The organism is Rahnella inusitata (assembly GCF_965118895.1).
In the GTDB taxonomy this organism is placed as follows: Bacteria; Pseudomonadota; Gammaproteobacteria; order Enterobacterales; family Enterobacteriaceae; genus Rahnella; species Rahnella inusitata_A.
In genome coordinates, this window is record NZ_CBCPJJ010000009.1 from 71,804 (window position 1) to 90,921 (window position 19,118).

11 protein-coding genes and 2 pseudogenes are annotated in these 19,118 nt (G+C 47.7%); 6 read left to right on the top strand and 7 right to left on the bottom strand.

Translation table 11 applies throughout. The features are described from left to right. Positions 1–131: 131 nt before the first annotated feature. Both fumA and ACMHLI_RS08450 read right to left on the bottom strand, forming a co-directional pair. Positions 132–1,778, bottom strand: a complete 1,647-nt coding sequence (fumA, locus tag ACMHLI_RS08445) for a class I fumarate hydratase FumA (RefSeq protein WP_413529083.1) — start codon at positions 1,776–1,778, stop codon at positions 132–134. 191 nt (positions 1,779–1,969) lie between these two features. Further along, positions 1,970–3,481, bottom strand: coding sequence for an anion permease (locus tag ACMHLI_RS08450; RefSeq protein WP_274611820.1), 1,512 nt, complete (start codon positions 3,479–3,481; stop codon positions 1,970–1,972). 699 nt (positions 3,482–4,180) lie between these two features. On the opposite strand from ACMHLI_RS08450, the gene ACMHLI_RS08455 reads away from it, so the two are divergent. Together ACMHLI_RS08455 and ACMHLI_RS08460 are read left to right on the top strand one after the other, a co-directional pair. Further along, positions 4,181–6,958: a flavocytochrome c gene (locus ACMHLI_RS08455; protein ID WP_413529084.1), complete on the top strand. Its 2,778-nt coding sequence runs from the start codon at positions 4,181–4,183 to the stop codon at positions 6,956–6,958. A gap of 63 nt (positions 6,959–7,021) precedes the next feature. Beyond that, positions 7,022–7,981, top strand: a complete 960-nt coding sequence (locus ACMHLI_RS08460; RefSeq protein WP_413529085.1) for an FAD:protein FMN transferase — start codon at positions 7,022–7,024, stop codon at positions 7,979–7,981. Here the strand turns inward: ACMHLI_RS08460 and dcuR are convergent. Further along, complete coding sequence (gene dcuR, locus ACMHLI_RS08465) at positions 7,975–8,694, bottom strand: two-component system response regulator DcuR (protein ID WP_413529086.1); 720 nt, start codon at positions 8,692–8,694, stop codon at positions 7,975–7,977. The genes ACMHLI_RS08460 and dcuR overlap by 7 nt on opposite strands. Beyond that, entirely contained in the window at positions 8,691–10,316 is a 1,626-nt protein-coding gene (locus ACMHLI_RS08470; RefSeq protein ID WP_413529087.1) for a sensor histidine kinase, read from the bottom strand. The genes dcuR and ACMHLI_RS08470 overlap by 4 nt, the downstream gene beginning before the upstream one ends. A gap of 210 nt (positions 10,317–10,526) precedes the next feature. Here ACMHLI_RS08470 and ACMHLI_RS08475 point away from each other — a divergent pair, with 210 nt between their 5' ends. Further along, positions 10,527–11,684: a M20 aminoacylase family protein gene (locus ACMHLI_RS08475; RefSeq protein ID WP_413529088.1), complete on the top strand. Its 1,158-nt coding sequence runs from the start codon at positions 10,527–10,529 to the stop codon at positions 11,682–11,684. A gap of 119 nt (positions 11,685–11,803) precedes the next feature. Here the strand turns inward: ACMHLI_RS08475 and ACMHLI_RS08480 are convergent, their stop codons facing one another. The 3 genes and pseudogenes from ACMHLI_RS08480 to ACMHLI_RS08490 all read right to left on the bottom strand — a co-directional run bounded on the left by ACMHLI_RS08480 (position 11,804) and on the right by ACMHLI_RS08490 (position 14,884). Continuing rightward, positions 11,804–12,403 carry a CatB-related O-acetyltransferase gene (locus tag ACMHLI_RS08480; RefSeq protein WP_413529089.1) on the bottom strand — a complete coding sequence of 200 codons (600 nt, stop codon included), beginning with the start codon at positions 12,401–12,403 and terminating at the stop codon, positions 11,804–11,806. A gap of 419 nt (positions 12,404–12,822) precedes the next feature. After that, positions 12,823–12,972 (bottom strand): annotated as a pseudogene (locus ACMHLI_RS08485) (methyl-accepting chemotaxis protein); the annotation flags it as partial. A 751-nt stretch (positions 12,973–13,723) separates the two neighbouring features. Then, complete coding sequence (locus ACMHLI_RS08490; RefSeq protein ID WP_413529090.1) at positions 13,724–14,884, bottom strand: N-6 DNA methylase; 1,161 nt, start codon at positions 14,882–14,884, stop codon at positions 13,724–13,726. A gap of 74 nt (positions 14,885–14,958) precedes the next feature. Between ACMHLI_RS08490 and ACMHLI_RS08495 the strand changes: the two genes are divergently transcribed. The 3 genes and pseudogenes from ACMHLI_RS08495 to ACMHLI_RS08505 form a co-directional block, all read left to right on the top strand. Further along, positions 14,959–16,650, top strand: coding sequence for a zinc ribbon domain-containing protein (locus tag ACMHLI_RS08495; RefSeq protein WP_413529091.1), 1,692 nt, complete (start codon positions 14,959–14,961; stop codon positions 16,648–16,650). Further along, complete coding sequence (locus tag ACMHLI_RS08500) at positions 16,650–17,543, top strand: hypothetical protein (protein ID WP_413529092.1); 894 nt, start codon at positions 16,650–16,652, stop codon at positions 17,541–17,543. The genes ACMHLI_RS08495 and ACMHLI_RS08500 overlap by 1 nt, the downstream gene beginning before the upstream one ends. 316 nt (positions 17,544–17,859) lie before the next feature. Next, positions 17,860–19,107, top strand: a pseudogene (locus ACMHLI_RS08505) (UvrB domain 3-containing protein); the annotation flags it as partial. Positions 19,108–19,118: the final 11 nt, after the last annotated feature.

A 19,118-nucleotide genomic window follows, 5' to 3' on the forward strand; every position in this document is an offset into this window, starting at 1 on the left:
ATCTCAAAAATAGAAATTATTGAGATAGTTTACGCCGCATTTTAGTGACGTCAAATTGTACACTCGTAAGTAAGGGCATAAAAAAAGCCCGCCGTCTTCGGCAGGCCTTTTGTTTATCTAAAGACTGACTTTTACTTCACGCACTTCGCGCAAGTATTGGCATGGATCTGCTCGAAGAAGTCATTACCTTTGTCATCCACCAGAATGAATGCCGGGAAGTCTTCCACTTCAATTTTCCAGATTGCTTCCATCCCTAATTCAGGGTATTCCACGCATTCCAGGCTCTTGATGCTTTGCTGTGCCAGAACCGCTGCCGGGCCGCCGATGCTGCCCAGATAGAAGCCGCCGTGTTTTTGACACGCGTCCGTTACCTGCTTGCTGCGGTTACCTTTCGCCAGCATGATCATGCTGCCGCCGTTAGCCTGTAGCTGATCCACGTAGGAATCCATGCGGCCAGCGGTGGTCGGGCCGAGGGAACCTGATGCATAACCTTCAGGCGTTTTCGCCGGGCCGGCGTAGTAAATCGGGTGATCTTTGATGTACTGCGGTAAACCCTCGCCGTTATCCAGACGCTCTTTCAGTTTGGCGTGCGCAATATCGCGACCCACGATGATGGTACCGGTCAGGGAGAGACGCGTAGACACCGGATACTCCGACAGCTGAGCGAGAATTTCAGGCATCGGACGGTTCAGATCCACCTTCACCACACCGGCTTCGCCTTGCTGACGCAATGCTTCAGGGATGTACTGGCCCGGATTATCTTCCAGTTTTTCGATCCAGATGCCGTCGCGGTTGATTTTGGCTTTGATGTTACGGTCTGCGGAACAGGAAACACCCATGCCGACCGGGCAGGATGCGCCGTGACGTGGCAGACGTACGACGCGGATGTCGTGCGCAAAGTATTTGCCGCCGAACTGTGCGCCCAGGCCGAGATTATTCGCCTCGACCAGCAGCTCCTGTTCCAGATTCACATCGCGGAACGCCTGACCGTGTTCGTTGCCTTCGGTTGGCAGGCCGTCGTAATAATGCGTGGACGCCAGTTTCACGGTTTTCAGCGTGGCTTCAGCGGAAGTCCCGCCGATCACAAATGCGATATGATACGGAGGGCAGGCCGCGGTACCGAGCGTGCGCATTTTCTCGACCAGATAGCCTTTCAGCTTCGCCGGCGTGATCAGCGCTTTGGTTTCCTGATACAGATAGGTTTTGTTCGCGGACCCGCCGCCTTTAGCGATGCAAAGGAATTTGTACTCGTCGCCATCGACGCTGTAGAGGTCGATTTGCGCCGGCAGGTTGGTGCCGGTGTTCACTTCTTTATACATATCCAGCGCGGCATTCTGCGAGTAGCGCAGGTTGTCTTCGATGAACGTGTTATATACGCCTTTCGACAGGCTGGCTTCGTCGCCGCCACCGGTCCAGACGCGCTGGCCTTTTTTACCCATGATGATCGCGGTGCCAGTGTCCTGACAGGTCGGCAAAATGCCTTTCGCGGCGATCTCAGAGTTTCTCAGAAATTGCAGCGCAACGTATTTGTCGTTTTCGCTGGATTCCGGATCGTGAAGAATGGACGCCACCTGTTGCTGATGCGCAGGGCGCAGCATGAATGAGGCATCATGGAAGGCGTGTTGTGCCAGCAGGGTTAGCGCTTCAGGTTCGACTTTTAACACATCCTGGCCGTCAAAGTTGCTTACGGAAACATGATCTTTGGTCAGCAGGTAGTATTCGGTCGTGTCTTTGGTAACGGGGAACGGGTCTTGATAATGGAATGGTTTGTTCGACATTGTTTTCTCACTTTATCCGTTATTGCCGCCACTAGCAGGACTTCTCGTTTCGGGTGAACAGGGATAAATCGGGCGACGTTTATATGCTTTCTCTATGTTGCCAGCCTTATACACAGGCTGGCAACGTGGTTTATATGTTTTCTTCCAGTAAATGTTCTGTTAAAGCTTTGTAGGTGATTTTATCCCCTATCTCAGAACATCATCATCATCCACGGATAACCAATCAGCAGCAGCGCGGCGAGGAAAATCGCACCAAAGATAGTACCCAGACGCCAATAGTCTTTGGTTGGCAGATAGCCGCTGCCGTAGTAAATCGGGCTTGGGCCGGTGCCGTATGGCGTGATGATCCCCATGATACCCAGCGATGTGACCATCAGCAGACAGAACACTTGCATGTTGATGCCCGGAATGGCAGCACCGATGGTCAGCATGGCCGGTAACAGCGCGGTGGTGTGCGCCGTGGTGCTGGCAAACAGGTAGTGCAGCAGATAAAACGCCAGCAGCAGCACGATAGTCGCGGTACCCGGCGAGATACCGCCCATAGTAGCCGCGCCTTCTTTACCCAGCCAGGCGATGAAACCGGTGCGGGACAAGCCGTCAGCCAGTGCCACCAGCGTGGCGAACCAGGCGAAAGTGTTCCAGGCCGGTTTGTTGCTGGTGATATCGTTCCAGTTGAGAACGCCGGTCCATAACATCAGAACCACTACCAGCAGGGCTGCCATGGCCGGTTCGATAAAGCTGGCGGCAAAAATCCACATAGCTAATGCACAGCACACGAAGACCAGCAGGAGAATTTCGTGACGGGACATTCTGCCCAGTTTGGCCAGCTCGGCGGTCGCCCAACGCGGCACTTCATCATTGATTTTCACTTCCGGCGGGTAGAACCAGTACGCCAGCAGCGGCATGGTCAGCAGCAGCAGCAAACCGACCGGCAGGAAGGCGAAGAACCAGGTACCCCAGGAAATGTTGATCCCGGTGATGCTGTTCACGATGCCCAGCGCCAGCAGGTTAGGAGCCAGAGCAGACAGGAACATGGAGCTGGTGATGCACGCGGCGGTGATCGCCACCCACATCAGGTATGAACCGATTTTACGGGCACTCGGGTCATTCGGCTTGGAGCCGTACAGCGGCGGCAGGTTAGCGATAATCGGGTAGATTGTACCGCCGCTGCGCGCGGTGTTAGACGGGGTGAACGGAGCCAGCAGTAAATCGGCAAAGGTAATGGCATAACCCAGCGTCAGGCTGCGGCGGCCAAGATATTTCACCAGAATCAGCGCCAGACGGCGGCCGAACTGGGTCTTATCGTACCCTGCGGCAAACATGAATGCACCGAAGATGAGCCAGACCGTGGAGTTACCGAAGCCGCTCACTGCCCATTTAAAGGACTGTGCCGCCATTTTGAATTTAGGGTCAGCGAGTTCCGCCGGGCTAAACAGCAACCACTGGCTGAATAACGCAATGACAACCACGCCGGTCAGGCCGATCACCGCGCCGGGTAAAGGTTCGAAGATAAGGCCCACGATCACACCGACAAAGATGGCGAAGAAGTGCCATGCATGGGGTTCTAAACCGTTGGGGACAGGAGCGAGTAACAACAACACTGCAACCAGCACAGGTAAGAACATCAGAAGAAGGCGGTTTTTCTTGCCTCCAGCTGGTTTGTTCGCCTGCGGTGTAACCGTAGTTTTTGAAATATCTGTCATTTTATTTGTCTACAAGTAGTTGAGAATAGGTTTGCTGATACATAGGTAAGATGATTATGCTTTTTTTAGTTACTCAAGTTTCTTTAGTTATTTAATGGTGGCATTTAAATTGCTCCATTATTGTTATTTGAGTTTAGTTATTCTCATTCCCCTTAAGAGGGAGGATATTTTTATATAATGCGTTTTTCGTAGTTATTACTGTTGATCTCGATCAAGAAAATACGGAGCTGTGTAAATTTAAGAAAAGATAATGAGAAAGGATGCCGTATTTGTTTTTATCAATTAATTCCCACTGTCTGGCAGGGTTATTTTCAGTGTCTACGCCCTGTGAAAAAAATGAGTAGTAAAACGGCCTTGAAATGCCACTTCTGATCGCACGGATCCACCAAAAACAGCCTCGGCGCGCTGTGCCGTGATGTCAGTTGCTCCTGCCTAAATGTAATATTTCAGCTTTTAATGACAGGTAAAACGGTTCGTAATTTAAATTAATGTGATCGTTTAATAACATGGTTAACATTAATTTAATAATGCGGGCATTCCATTAATGGATAAATAGTTAATAAACTAACGTTACACCTTTTGAAAGTAAAGATATCGTTATATTACTCCTATGACATCGGCCGAAAATAAAATTAATAAAATAAATCCGATAACGAATTCACAGATTATTAAATATTTCTAAATTTGGAGCTGGATATTATGAGCCATAACCCGCAATTATTGAGCCCGTTCACTCTGCCAAATGGCACCGTGCTGAAAAACCGTGTGCTGATGGCACCGATGACCACCTGTACCGGTTTTTTCGACGGCACTGTGACCAGCGAACTGGTTGAATACTACCGCGCACGTGCCGGCAGCATCGGCACGGTGATCGTCGAGTGCTGCTTTATCGATGACAAAGGGCTGGCGTTCCCTGGTGCGATTGGCATCGATAACGACAGCAAAATTGACGGTCTGGCAAAAATCGCCGACGCCGTGAAATCTCAGGGTTCCAAAGCGGTGTTACAGATTTATCACGGCGGCCGCATGAGCGAACCTAAACTGATTGGTGGCCAGACCCCGGTCGCACCAAGTGCACTGGCCGCGCCGCGTGATGGCGCAGCGACGCCGGTCGCGCTGACCGCAGAAGAAGTGGACGGCATGATAACCAAATTCGGTGAAGGCGTGCGTCGTGCCATCGAAGCCGGTTTCGATGGCGTGGAAATCCACGGTGCCAACACCTATCTCATTCAGCAGTTCTTCTCACCGAACTCAAACCAGCGCGACGATAAGTGGGGCGGCAGCCGCGAAAATCGGGCCCGTTTCCCGCTGGCCATTCTCGATATCACCCACAGCATGGCGCAGAAATACGCCGATTCTTCTTTCATCATCGGTTACCGTTTCTCGCCGGAAGAGCTGGAAGAGCCGGGCATCCGTTTCGCAGACACGATGTATCTGCTGGAGCAACTGGCGGCGCGCGGTCTGGATTATCTGCACTTCTCTCTGGGCTACTCGCTGCGTCCTTCTATTGTCGATACCACTGACCCGACGCCGCTTATCGACAAATACGTCACGATGCGCTCTGACACACTGGCGAAAATCCCGGTGATGGGCGTCGGCGGAATTGTTAATAAAGCCGACGCTGAACTGGCGATGGCCCACGGTTACGACATGATTGCCATCGGCAAAGCCTGCATCGCCTATCCCGACTGGACCGACCGCATTGCCAGTGACCAGAAACTCGAACTGTTCATCGACAGCACCCAACGCGAGGCGCTGACCATTCCTGAACCGCTGTGGCGCTTCTCGCTGGTGGACGCAATGATCCGCGACATGAGCATGACCTCGAAGAAATTCAAGGCCGGTGTGTTCCGGGAAAAAGTGCAGGATCCGGTCAATGAACTGGCGATCAACGTCAGTCTGGAAACTGACCGCATTGCCGATATCGAACTGCAAGCCGGCGCCGACGTTGACGTTGAATTCACCACCAGTTTCGACATCATCCGCACGCGTATTCTTGATGCCAACAGCCCGCACGTTGATGCGGTCACCGGTGCGACCGAGCAGAGTGAAGCGGTGAAAAAAGCCGTCTCCAAAGCCATCGCCAAATCCTGCAAAGCGCAGCTGCTGGAAGAGGGCGGCAGCCTGTCTGAACCGCAAAGCTACGACGTTGTGGTCGTCGGCAGCGGCGGTGCCGGTCTGGCAGCGGCGATTCAGGCGTGTGATGAAGGTGCGAAAGTGCTGATCGTGGAAAAAATGTCGACCATCGGCGGCAACACCATCAAGGCGTCGGTCGGCATGAATGCTGCGGATACCCGTTATCAGAAACTGAAAGGCATCGAAGACAGCAAAGAGTTGTTCTATCAGGAAACCCTGAAAGGCGGCCAGTTCAAGAACAACACCGTGCTGCTCAAAGAGTTCGTCGAGCGCGCTCCGCAGGCGGTCGAATGGCTGGCTGAGCACAACATTGAGCTGAGCGACATCACCATTACCGGCGGTATGAGCATCGACCGCACGCACCGTCCGGCAGATCGCAGCGCCGTCGGCGGCTTCCTGATCAGCGGTCTGGTGAAGAATCTCAACAAACGTAACATCGACGTGATGCTCGATACGTCCGTCACCGAAATTCGTTATCACGATGGTGCGGTGCAGGGCGTGGAACTGCTGAACGACGACAACGACGTGCTGATCGTCAACGCTAAAAGTGTGATTGTGGCGACCGGCGGTTTCAGCGCCAACAGTGAAATGGTGGTGAAATATCGCCCTGAGCTGGACGGTTTTGTGACCACCAACCACAAAGGCGCGACCGGCAGCGGCATCGCAATTTTGCAGAAAATCGGTGCAGGTACTGTGGATATGGGCGAAATTCAAATCCACCCGACCGTGGAGCAAACCACGTCCTACCTGATTTCCGAAGCCATCCGTGGCGGCGGTGCGATTCTGGTCAGTCAGGCGGGTAAGCGGTTCTTCAATGAGATGGAAACCCGTGACAAAGTGTCGGCGAACATCATCGCCCTGCCGGAGAAATTTGCTTATGTAGTCTTTGATGAGCAGATTCGCCTGAACAACAAAGCGGCGGATGAATACATCGCGCGCGGTTTCGTGATCAGTGCAGCCTCACCGGTGGAACTGGCGGCAAAACTGGAAATGGATCACCACGCGCTGCTCGCCACGCTGGAAAGCTATAACGTGGCCGTTGATAAACAGGACGACGTCGAATTTGGCCGTAAAACGGCGCTGCGCCATCCGATCAATCAGGGGCCGTTCTACGCGATCCGTATTGCACCGGGCGTGCATCACACCATGGGCGGTGTGACCATCAACACCGACACCTGCGTGCTGGATGCCAACGAACAGGTTATCCGCGGTGCGTTTGCGGCGGGTGAAGTGGCCGGCGGGATCCACGGTGCGAACCGCATCGGCGGGAATGCCGTTGCAGATATCATCATCTTCGGTATTCTGGCGGGACGTAATGCCGCCATCCACGCTCTGCGATAACGGTTAACAGCCTGCGTTGCGCCCTGTGGCGCAGGTTTCACTTCTTCAGTTCAGAGACTTTCTATGACGCCAGACGCCCGTATTTATGCTTATTCCGCTGTTTTGATGGGTTCCCCCATTCTTCTCAAGCTGTTTGAACATAATGAGGGTCTGGCGTCTCGCGTTTTCCGGCTCATCAAACAGCAGGAAAATATCTTCACGGTCAACCGGCACGATTCCGAGGTCATGGCAATCAACCATGCGGCGGGCAGCCATGCGGTGGCGGTCAGTCAGTCGGTGTTTAACCTGATCCGCTGCGCGAAGGCGGTCAGCGAGTTGCCGGACAGCAGTTTCAACTTCACCATCGGCCCGCTGGTCAAACGCTGGAAAATCGGCTTCAGCGGTAACAGCGTGCCCGACGCCGCCCATCTCCGTGCACTGCTCCCGCTGACAAATCCTCATGATGTGGTTCTTGACGGATCCACACGCTCGGTCTTTCTGCAAAAAGCCGGAATGGAAATCGACCTCGGGGCGATCGCCAAGGGCTATATTGCCGACGTGGTGCGGGATTTTCTGGTGCAGGAAAAGGTGGAGAATGCGCTGATAAATTTAGGCGGGAATGTGCAAACGCTGGGCACTGGCGGGGAAGGGATGTGGGTAATCGGCCTGAAAACGCCGTTTTCAGCACCGGATGCGCTGATCGGAGTGATTAATGTGAACGGTAAATCAGTGGTGACGTCCGGCATTTACGAACGATATTTTGAATGCGATGGCCGCCGCTACCACCACATTCTCGATCCTAAAACCGGTTACCCGCTGGATAACGAACTGCTCAGCGTGACGGTTATTTCTGATGACTCCATCGACGGCGACATTTACACCACGCTGCTGTACGGCATGGGCGTCGAAAAAAGCCTGCGATATCTGCGGGATATCCCGGATATCGAGGCCATTTTCGTCACCAAAGATCAGCAGGTGATTTTCTCCTCGCAGCGTCAGTTTAGCTTCACGCTGCTGGATAACGCTTTCCGTCCGGTTTACTGACAGTACTGTTTCAGCAACGAATAATGCTCCGCCTGCAAACGGTAGCGGTACACCGGTCGTCCGGTCACGCCGTAATGAATGCTGGTGAACAGAATGTGGCTGTCAGCCAGCCAGATCAGGTATTTACGGCAAGACACACGCGAGATATTCACGGAGTGTGCCAGCTCATCCGTTGAGAATTCCGTCTCCGGATGGGCATCAATCCACAGGCACAGCGTGCGCAGCGTCTGCGGCGTCAGGCCTTTTGGCAACTTTTTGGTGTCCGCTGTCGCCTGATTATTACCGTGAATTAACCGGTCAACGTCCGACTGCTCGTAATATTGCTGATTATCCATCAGCGCTTTCTTCTGCTTCCAGCCAGTCAGCGCCTCTTCAAAGCGCGAGAACTGGAACGGTTTGATCAGATAATCTACCACGCCGTAATTGAGCGATTTCTTGATAGTTTTAGCATCTGCCGCAGATGAAATCACAATCACATCCACCGGACGCCTGGCGTTTCGCAGCTCCGGCAGCAAATCCAGCCCATTGTCCTGCTGCATATAGACATCCAGCAGGATCAGGTCGATCGGCAGCTGATTATTCAGCACCATGTCTTTCGCCTGCTGTAACGTCGAAGCCGTTCCGCAGCACGTAAACCCGGCAATCTGGCCCACGTAGCAGCGGTTGAGCTCTGCGACCATGGCGTCATCATCGACTACCAGCACATTGATCATGCAGTTTTCCTCTCACCATCCCACGGAAGTTGAACAAAAAATTGAGTGTAAACGTCAGGTTCAGACTCAACGGCAATCGTTCCGCCCAGGTTTTCTAATTGTTGTTTTGCCAGGAATAACCCGACTCCGCGATCAAAGCCTTTCGACGAGACCCCTTTTTCGAAAATAGCCTCAAGGTCATCTGGTGGGATGCCGGGACCATCGTCGCTGACCACGCAGGCCAGCCAGCCATTCTGATAATGCAGTAATACGCTCACTTCTCCGTCCGGCTGTTCCGCCAGCGCATCCAGCGCATTCTCAATCAGATTGCCGAGCACGGTTATCAGCGCTGCCACCTGATTTTCGTTAGTGTTGTCGGGGAGCAGGCTGTCATCGCTCAGCGTCAGTAAATGGCGCGTGTCCGACGCACGGTTAATCTTGCTCAACAGAAAGCCCGCAATCACCGGTGATTTGATTTTCAACAGCAAGGAGCCAATTTCTGCCTGGTAGTTATTGGCCGTTTTGAGAATGTAATCTTCCAGCTGCGCATAGCTTTTCATGTGCAGCAATCCAAGAATCACATGCAGCTTATTCATGAATTCGTGTGAGCGTTCACGTAACGAATCGGCGTAGTTTACCATGCCGCTCAGACGCTGCATCAACTGGCTGACTTCGGTCTTATCCCTGAAGGTACAGATGGCCCCGATAATCACGCCATTGCTGCGCACCGGCACGGTATTACTCAGCAGATAGCGGCCTTTAAAGTTGATCTCTTCGTCGCGGCGCGGAATGCCGGTACGTAACACGTCGCACAGCGCGAGCAGCAGCGGCTGCGGCTCGCGGTTGTCCTCCGGACGGGTGCTTAACTGCGTGCCGGTTTCCAAAAACATCTGTCGGGCTTCCTGATTGATAAGCGTGACCTGCGCGCCGTCATCAATAGCGATCACCCCTTCCTTGATCGACTGCAACATTGCCTGACGCTGTTCAAACAGCGTCGAGATTTCATAGGGTTCCAGCCCGAAGAGAATGCGCTTGAGCATTTTCACTAAAATCCAGGTGCCCAGTCCGCCGACCATCATGCCGAACAACACTGTCCACAAAATGCTCCAGCGGCTTTTGTCGATCTGCTCGGTCACTTTCACCAGCGAAATGCCGATCGCTACCACGCCAATCTGGTGATGATTCTCGTCATAAATCGGCGTGAACACCCGCAGCGCTTTATCCAGCGTGCCTTTATTGATCGAGACGTTCTCTTTGCCCAGCAGCGCCGGATCGATATCGTTGCCGATAAAGTGATGGCTGATCACGTCCGCATTTGGATGTGAATAACGGATGCCGTCCATATTGGTCACGACCACGAACAGCAGATCATTACGTTTTTGCACAGCGCTGGCGATGGGCTGAATAATGCCACTGTCGGGCGACAGAGAGAGTGCGTGTTTGATTTCAGGCAAATCCGCCAGCGTGCGCGCCACGGCCAGCGCTTTATCTTTCACGCCGTCGCGGGTGGTATCACTGACCTGAACAAAGTACAGAAAATGCACCACCAGCAGGACAGAAATGATCACGGCGCTGATCATCAGGCTGACAGATGTGCTGAGTTTCATGGGGTGCTTACGCACGGGATGCGGCGAGTCGCTCATTGAAGCCCCGGTAACCATAATTGATGGCTTATGGTCTATGTTTGCGCCCCCGGCGTCTACCCCAATGCCGCATTTATCACGCTGCTTTGACATCCTTTTTCGCCATTGCTTTCACGTTTATCTGTTCACGCGCGAATGTGATACTTTGAACCAGCATATTGCCGCTGAGCGACTCGCTCCGGCAGGAATTCAGATCAGCACAGAGGGTTTATGGCAGTCATTTCCCGAGAGAATATTGAGCAGGCGAAAATCTGGCGCAGGGATTTCCACACCCGCCCCGAACTTGGACTGAAAGAATACGGCACTGCCAGAACCATCAGCGAACTGTTGTTGTCGTTCGGCCTTGACGTCCATACCGGCATTGCTGAGACCGGGATTGTCGCGACGCTTCGAAACGGCGAAGGCCCGTCGATTGGCCTGCGGGCAGACATCGATGCACTGCCGATCCAGGAACTCAATGAGTTTGACCACATCTCCCAGCATCCCGGTCTGATGCACGCCTGCGGGCACGACGGCCATACCGCCATTCTGCTCGGCACGGCGCGTCACCTGAGTGAAAACCGTCACTTTCGCGGCACCGTCCATTTCATCTTTCAGCCTGCTGAAGAGAACGTCGGCGGCGGTGAGATGATGGTCAAAGAAGGGCTGTTTGAACGCTTCCCGATGCAGGCGGTTTACGCGCTGCACAACTGGCCGGGTCTGCCGGTCGGCGAAGTCGCGGTCAGTCAGGGGCCGATGATGGCTTCGCAGGATAATTTCTACATCACGCTGACCGGAAAGGGCTGCCATGCGGCGATGCCTGAACTCGGCGCGGATCCGGTCGTGGCGGGCGCACAGCTGATTTTATCGCTACAAAGCCTGATTTCCCGCCGCCTGTCGCCGCTGGAACAGACGGTGATCAGCCTCACTCAGTTACAGGCGGGCGAAGCGATTAACGTTATCCCTGAAACGCTGCACATGTCAGGCACGTTGCGTTGCCTGAGCCGCACGACGCGGGAAACCTGCTGGCGGCTGATTGAAGAATACGTTCAGGCCGTGCCGCAACCCTACGGTGTGAAAGGCGAGGTGCGCTGGGAGTTTGGGTATCCGGTGACGCAAAACCATCCGGCGCAGGCGGCGATTTTGCGTGATGCAGCACAGAACGCGCCGGGCATTACACAGGTGCATTTCAACAATGCGCCGTCGATGGCCGCCGAAGATTTTGCTTATCTGCTCGAAGCCTGTCCGGGTGCCTATTTCTGGCTGGGCGCCGATGGCACCACGCCTTCCGCCTCACTGCACAGCCCACGCTACGATTTTAACGATGACATCATTCCGCTGGGCATCGGCGTGCTGGCTACCCTGGTGGAGCGGGAGCTTAAAGCCTGACCGTCAGTAAACCGGTTGCCGGTTAATTATAACTGGCAACCACTTCGACAATACTTTTGGCCGGGCCTTTAGCGTACGCGCAATTGAGTTGAATCGGCGTAACGACATTATTGCTGTTTTTATAACCTCGCCAGTTCCTGCGCGATATTCATGATTTTATACTGATGTTTACTTATTTCACCACGGGCTATTTTTTCTTCCATCTGTTGGATGAAATAAAGAATGTCATCCGACTGACTAACATCTGGCAGATCGGTAATTTTATAATCCCACCATTCAATCGCCTGAAGGCGTTCGATGATTTCTGGCGCAAAGCGGTATTTAATGATCTTAGCCGGAATACCGCCGACGATGGCGTAAGGCGGCACATCACCGGTGACCACGGCATTGGCCGCAATGATTGCGCCATTACCGATAGTGATGCCGCCTTTTAATACGGCGTGTTCCCCCACCCAGACATCATGACCTAATATCGTCGCCGGCGGCATATAGTCGAACCCGGCAATGTTCAGCGTTTCCCCAAATTGCTCCTGTGCCACTTTCGAGAAAAAATCATGATACGTCAGCGGGCTGGTGGTAAACCGGTGTATGGGATGTTGCGGCCCCATCACCCGCACGCCTGCCGCCAGGCTGCAAAATCGGCCGGTTTTGAGGTTATTAGGTAATTTACTGCACGCGTAAGAATACGCGCCCATCGAACAGAAACTTTTTCGCGGCATTGAGGCATATTCTTCGACCCAAACATCCGCGGTAAATTTTAGTTTCTCCCCTTTTTTTAAAAGGAATAAATTTCTCTTCTTATATATCCCTTCCACCATTTCCGGGAATTTAAGATGGACCTTATGTCGTAAACAATAATCCTCATGTTTTTGAGTCCATCGAAACTGAACGGGATACTTCATTCCTTATTCCTCAAAGGTTAAACGCTGTCTTTATATATTATTATCGAAATTCTAGCATAAAACAGACGTAACAAAAATCTGAGGTCGGCCGGAACAACCTCAGGAGGGCGAAGAAGTAAAGCCAAAACCCACCGGAGAATAAGGTCCCGGGGCTGTGATGATCGTTTCAGGCAGGCGGCGTGATCAGACCCGGAAATGCCCGACCGCGATGGACACCACGTTGGCCTGTTTTTGGAGGCGATGCCGTCAATAACACCGGGGATATCGCCGATTTTTGATGACTTTTTTTCGATACTTTCCATCGTTGTCAAGACTTAATTGACCACAATGTAACCGCGCGATGCAGCTGCAGACGCGGATTTCGTTATCTCGTTGGCCTGTCTGGCATAGCCGACGTACACGTTGACTAATTCTCCAGCAGTTGCAATCTGCGTCATCACTGGGATGAAATTCCAGGTCAGCGCCACTGGCTGAAGTGACAAAATTATCTTCGTTTTCAAACTGACCCATTCGCTGTTCCTTGCGCATGCTGGATGCCAGCGCATTCAGCGTGCTGCCGGTCTCCTGAGAATTGTATTTATTGGCAACGGTGTAACTCATGAACGTATTGATAACCAGCGAGAAAATCACAATTGAAAAGGGGCAACGATGATGCGTGATGGAGGGGCTTAAGTATGAGTATTTCCATGAGAGGACTTTTAAGATCAGAGTATTGACATAAAAGGGGGAAACTTGAAGAGTGTTACAAAAACAGACGATTATAGCTGAATGCATAAGCTTTTTCTTGATGTCATATTTTTTTTGTGGAGTATTTAGTCTTATGTTTTATTATAATTATCTTAAGAAAGCATGAATACTAAAATTTACACATACCTTAATAAATATATTGGAGAATTGATTTTTATTAGACTCAACTTTATCATGCCCCTGTGGGAGACTGGGAAGTCTTATTGTAATTAGGAATTGAATATCACAAAGCCATCCTTAAAGAATTATTTTCTCGTGTAAGTAATTTTTTTTGAAAATTGCATTAATAGTGAGTGGTGAATGAAATATAAATTCAACATTACTTGATATGTATAACTACCTTGAACCTAACTCAGGAATAAAGATGTCACCTTGCGAATTTTAACTGAGTTATTCAAAGTCATTACTATCATTCTTTAGTATAATATTCATTATGAAATTCCATAAGCTAATTTTAGTAATGTGTTTTGCGCATGTTCCAGTTGAATTGGTGTTGATCCAATCGTCGCGATGTAATTTCCAATGATTCAAGAACTTGGATTTGTCGTTACTGCTTTTAAATCTAATTGCGAAAACGCAGTCAGAAAGGACGGCACTACCAGTGAGTAAAAAATTAGTTTTTCCTAATACGCGCGTACCAACCCGAGAAATAATAACATCGCCTTGTTTGGCCATATTGTAACCTCCCATTTTTTGGGGATTGGTTATATTTAAAACCCCCATATCCGCACTCATATTTGTCGTGTGAATATAAGGTGCATTGAGCGATTTGCAAATTTTTCCTGAAATGTTTCCACGTATTATTTTGATGCGGTCAGATGGGTGTATTTTTTTATTTAATTCAACTGGATTATATAGAGCGGAAATGACGTATCTATGTTCTTTTTCTAAAAAGGCTTGAGAGTTCACCTTGATATGAGTATAGTCATAGATAATATCTGTAGTTTCCTTCTTTAAAAATAATATGTATGTTTTAGCTTCCGTATGCTTAAATGCTTTATGTGTACATTCAACTAAATACTGAAGCTTATATTTTGAAAAAAGGGATTGTCTAAATTCATTGTATTTTAAACCCTTGATTATTAATTCTGGTACTATGATGGCTAAAACTCCATTTTCTTTGATATGAAGAAGGTTTATTGCTAGGAAAACTATCTCAGCGCGTATTTTATGCTGGCCTTGGAAATCTAAGTCAAATGCTTTCTCAAGATACTCATTAATTGTTTTATTTCTACTGATGGTCTGGAACGGGGGGTTACAAACTGCTAAGTCGTATTTTTTTTCTCGAAGAATATTAATGCATTCATCACTTGTCGCATCAGTACAATGATGTTCATCTAAAGGGAATTTCTCTTGAAGAAGAGAATGATTAATGGGGTCAATATCGATGGTTGTACATTTGATTTTTGCCCATTTAGCTTTGATTGCATCAAGTAAAGCCCCTTCACCAGCACTGAGTTCTAGGCAAGTACGAGGATCTGTAAGTGATATAAATCTTGATAGTAGATCACTTAGTTTTTTACTTGTATAATACTGATTAAAATCGACCACGTTCTTAGCTTCATGTGTATAAATTTACAGTATTTTACTGTTTTTTTTCTACGAGGTAAAGGAGTCATCTCACTATGTCCGATAAATTAAATCTAAGCCTTTTCGATGAAGCTGAATATGAAGAACGGGCCGATTATATAACTAAAGAAGACCTAATTAGTTGGACTGCTACAAGCAAGCACTTCGATAACATTCAAAAAAAACTAATCCAAATCGGAGCTAAATTAATCGTCGGGCCCAGGGGGACTGGGAAAACTCATCAAATGCGGTGTGCTTATTTTAGTTGTAAGAATGATGCTAATCGACCATTACCGCTTTATGTTTCATTTAACCATTATCTAAGGCTTGAAACATATTTGCATGAAAATTCTAATGCAATAGATATTTTCCATGCTTGGGTGTTGGCTAAAATAGTAGTTGAGTGCGCAGGCGAATATGGTGTTTTTTTTGAAGATTTAGGCTTCAATTTAGATTTTTTGAAGAAATTCATCTTAGATATAGAGAAACAAAAATATAGCGAGGCTTATTCCATTGTTTTATCTGAGCTTAACATAAATATTGTTCAGGAGTTAATTGAAAAAGCAATTGATAAAAATGACCGAAAAAGAGCAGTGATTTTCTTGGATGATGCAGCTTTAACATTCACTAATGATTATATGATTGAGTTTTTCGATATATTCAGAAGCCTAAAAACAATAAAAATTTCACCTAAAGCATCTGTTTATCCAGGAACAACTCAATATGGCCCTCGTTTTCATGTAGGCCAAGATGCTGAAAGAGTTGATATTTGGATGAATGTCGAGGATCAAGATTATTTGCAGTTTATGGATGCAATAGTCTCTACACGATTTGGTAAGAGTTTAGACATTGATAAAGATATTCGAGAGTTGCTTATGTATGCAGCTTTTGGTATTCCTCGTTCTTATATTATGTACTTACGTTCATATATTGATTCAGATAGGAAAGGTCAGCAATCAAAGTTTAATGCTATTATTTCTGAGAAGTGCACAAATATTATGAATGAATATCGTTCAATCGCGCAAAAAATGCCTCAGTATAATAAAATTATAAACATTGGCGATGAGTTGATTTCTGAAATTGTTAAAACCATCAAAGCCTTTAATCATAAAAAAATAGATGAATCTCCTTTAGATTTCAAAAAAAATATCGTGATTGGAATTGATGACGTTGATACAAAAGCAGAACGAATGATTAAATTTCTTATTGAAGCCGGTATTCTTTATGCGCAAGATGATGTTTCACATGGTACAGAAAGAAAACTTAGGCGATTTATACCTCATTTAGCATTGCTAATAAAAGAAAGAGCTTTGACTAAAAGTAAAGGTTTTAACGCTGCTGGATTATTATTAATACTTAAAGGTCCATCAGAAAAGCATCCAGTCCGTAAAAAATTTGATAGACTCTTATCCAAAGAAAAAATAGCTGAAATTTCTTTGGATTTACCCCCATGTAGCAATTGTGAAACGCCAAGAATTACTGAGGGGCAAAGATATTGTCATATTTGTGGGACAGCTCTTCTTGAAAGTTCAACATTCAAAAATTGTATGTCAACAAAATTGACAGATCTGCCACTTTCGGATTTTCAAAAGCGAGTTGTAGAGAAAACTAAATACTTGACAATTGAAGATGTCTTGTCATCTGATAATACTGCCGCGGAACTTAGAAAAGTCAAAGGAGTTGGCGATAAGTACTCAGCAAAAATTGTTGGAAAAATCAATGAATGGACTAATGAGTTTCTTTACTAATGAATAAGAAAACTAAAAAAATATTTAATTATTGTATTTCTGGTGCTAGGACTACTTCTAGCATTAAATCATTAACATTTTTTGACGAGTCATATTCTGAGCCTGAAAAGCCACCAATTGATATTTTTAATGATAAGATTAAAAGTAATTTAAAATTACTAGGTGCAAGTTTGTACTCCCCACAAACCTTACAGTTTATTCCACTTGCGACATATGTAAATGATGAGTGGAAGCAACTTTCGAATTTAGTTATTCTCGGTTTGGTTTCTAGCGTGGAAACTTATTTTAGAAGTGTAATAAGAAAGCTATTGATTATAGATGAACACTCTAGAAAACATAGCTACGCTGCTAATGTTACTTATGGTGCCGCATTGCATCATCAAAAAAACCTTTTACCTGAAGCTTTATTAGAGAATGCATCTTTCACATCTTCTAGTAATATTGTGAAAAGTTTAAATGCTTTTCTTAATATTAATTTAGGAGGGTACTCTAAGATTCCCGCTCTAAATTCTGCTTTCATTGACTTTGATACAGTTTGTCACCTAAGACATTGTGTAGTTCATCGTTCAGGACATCTTGGGTCTAATAATGCGCTATCTCTTGGATTAGATGAGTATTGCCGTTACTTAGAAAAACCAATCTCTATCGATTTGTTAGGAATTCAAGAAATAGCTGTCGTATGTGATACTCTAGTGAAAGAAGTTAATGATAAATTGTTTCATGAAATAGTATCTAGGACAGTTAATGATATTAGTTGGAGTGGGGATTTAAGGAGTGATAAATTTATATTTAAACAGTATTTTGATCTGTTTTCTCCATTGTTAACAAGTTCAAGTGATAATTTACGTTCTTGTTATTATGAATTTATTTATGCCTATAATATAAAGGTGTAGCTTTAACTAATGGTAAGCTCGATGTTTTTCACTCTTCATTTATTTGTGTGCTTTTTTTATCAACAGGTTTAGTATGTTAAATTATCAATGTGTTTGTATGGAGTGTTATTATTCTAAGTGTCGGCTTTGATTTTTATCTTCTAATATAATTTCTCTATTTAGTTCTGAGTTATTACATCTTAATAATTGATATGGAAATCATCATGTTATTTTAGATAAGTCTATTTATTCGATGGAGTCGTTGTTAACTATATTCGATGTGTTATTTTTTTTGTTAAAAATATTTAACAAAAAAATTGGAAAGAGCTGCGAACTTGAATGCGACCCTGACAGTCTGCCGTTCCTCAACCATAAGTTCACCGAGATGAATATGAATCCGGGGCTTAAAGGGCGCGATATGCGCAAAGCGTTCGACAGCGATGATTATCAGGTGATGTTGGTTGCCAACAAATTCCAGACCGGTTTTGATCAGCCAAAATTGTGTGCGATGTACGTCGATAAACCGCTCGGCGGTGTCGAGTGTGTGCAAACCCTTTCGCGCCTGAACCGCACGTATCAGGGGAAAACGGACTCCTGCACCTTTATTCTCGATTTCTACAACCAGCCGGACGATATTTTACAGGCGTTCCAGCCCTATTATCAGACGGCGGCGCTGCTGGACGTCAGCGATCCGGCGCTGGTGTTTGAGCTGTTCGAAAAGCTGCGTGCCAGCGGTGTTTTCCTGTGGAATGAGGTTGAACAGTTTTGTACTGCGTTTTATGCGCAGAACAAATCCAGTGCGGCGCTGAGCAATATCTGCAAACCGGCCGTCGACCGCTGGGAAAAGCGCTATCTTTCGGTCCTTGACGCCTTTCTGCAGTCTAAAAAGATGTTCGAGCTAACCAAGGCTACGCACCAGCCGGTACTGATCGCCAATGCGGAAAACGCATTTAAAGAGTGCAAGCTGGAGAAAGACCGGCTGGAAATCTTCAAAAAAGATCTCGGCAGCTTTGTGCGTTTTTACGAGTTTATTTCGCAAATCGTCGATTACGATAATAAAGATCTGGAGAAACTTAGCCTGTTCGCCCGCCATCTGCGGCCATTGCTTAAAGATCAGAATGTGCAGGAAGATGACATCGATCTGAACGATGTGGTGATGAGTCATTACCGGCTGTCGAAAATCCGCGAACAGCACATCAAACTGCAAGCTGACGGCGAAAATCAGGGGCTACAGCCCGGCAACGACGTCGGATCGGCTAAACCCAAAGACAAGAAAGAGGATTTTCTGTCGCAGGTTTTGGCGCGGCTGAATGAGCTGTTTGTTACTGAAAATTTGACGGATAAAGACCTGATCAACAACTTACAAGCTCATTGCGACAAAATTTCTGAAAACCTGACGGTTATGACGCAGCTTGCTAATAACACGTCTGAGCAGGTCATGCTGGGAGATTTTCCGAAAGCGGTTGATGAGGCAATCATGGATTGTAACGTGGCCCAACAGGAAATGATGATGCAATATCTTTCCAATCCCGCCATCGCTAAAGGTTACGCAAGAGTCATTCTGGATATGCTGAAAGCAAAGTAAAACGTCCCACC

Excerpts from the sequence above, each read along its gene's own strand:
- fumA (WP_413529083.1), bottom strand. The coding sequence starts at position 1,778 with ATGTCGAACAAACCATTCCATTATCAAGACCCGTTCCCCGTTACCAAA.
- ACMHLI_RS08450 (WP_274611820.1), bottom strand. The coding sequence starts at position 3,481 with ATGACAGATATTTCAAAAACTACGGTTACACCGCAGGCGAACAAACCA.
- ACMHLI_RS08455 (WP_413529084.1), top strand. The coding sequence starts at position 4,181 with ATGAGCCATAACCCGCAATTATTGAGCCCGTTCACTCTGCCAAATGGC.
- ACMHLI_RS08460 (WP_413529085.1), top strand. The coding sequence starts at position 7,022 with ATGACGCCAGACGCCCGTATTTATGCTTATTCCGCTGTTTTGATGGGT.
- dcuR (WP_413529086.1), bottom strand. The coding sequence starts at position 8,694 with ATGATCAATGTGCTGGTAGTCGATGATGACGCCATGGTCGCAGAGCTC.
- ACMHLI_RS08470 (WP_413529087.1), bottom strand. The coding sequence starts at position 10,316 with ATGAGCGACTCGCCGCATCCCGTGCGTAAGCACCCCATGAAACTCAGC.
- ACMHLI_RS08475 (WP_413529088.1), top strand. The coding sequence starts at position 10,527 with ATGGCAGTCATTTCCCGAGAGAATATTGAGCAGGCGAAAATCTGGCGC.
- ACMHLI_RS08480 (WP_413529089.1), bottom strand. The coding sequence starts at position 12,403 with ATGCCGCGAAAAAGTTTCTGTTCGATGGGCGCGTATTCTTACGCGTGC.
- ACMHLI_RS08495 (WP_413529091.1), top strand. The coding sequence starts at position 14,959 with ATGTCCGATAAATTAAATCTAAGCCTTTTCGATGAAGCTGAATATGAA.
- ACMHLI_RS08500 (WP_413529092.1), top strand. The coding sequence starts at position 16,650 with ATGAATAAGAAAACTAAAAAAATATTTAATTATTGTATTTCTGGTGCT.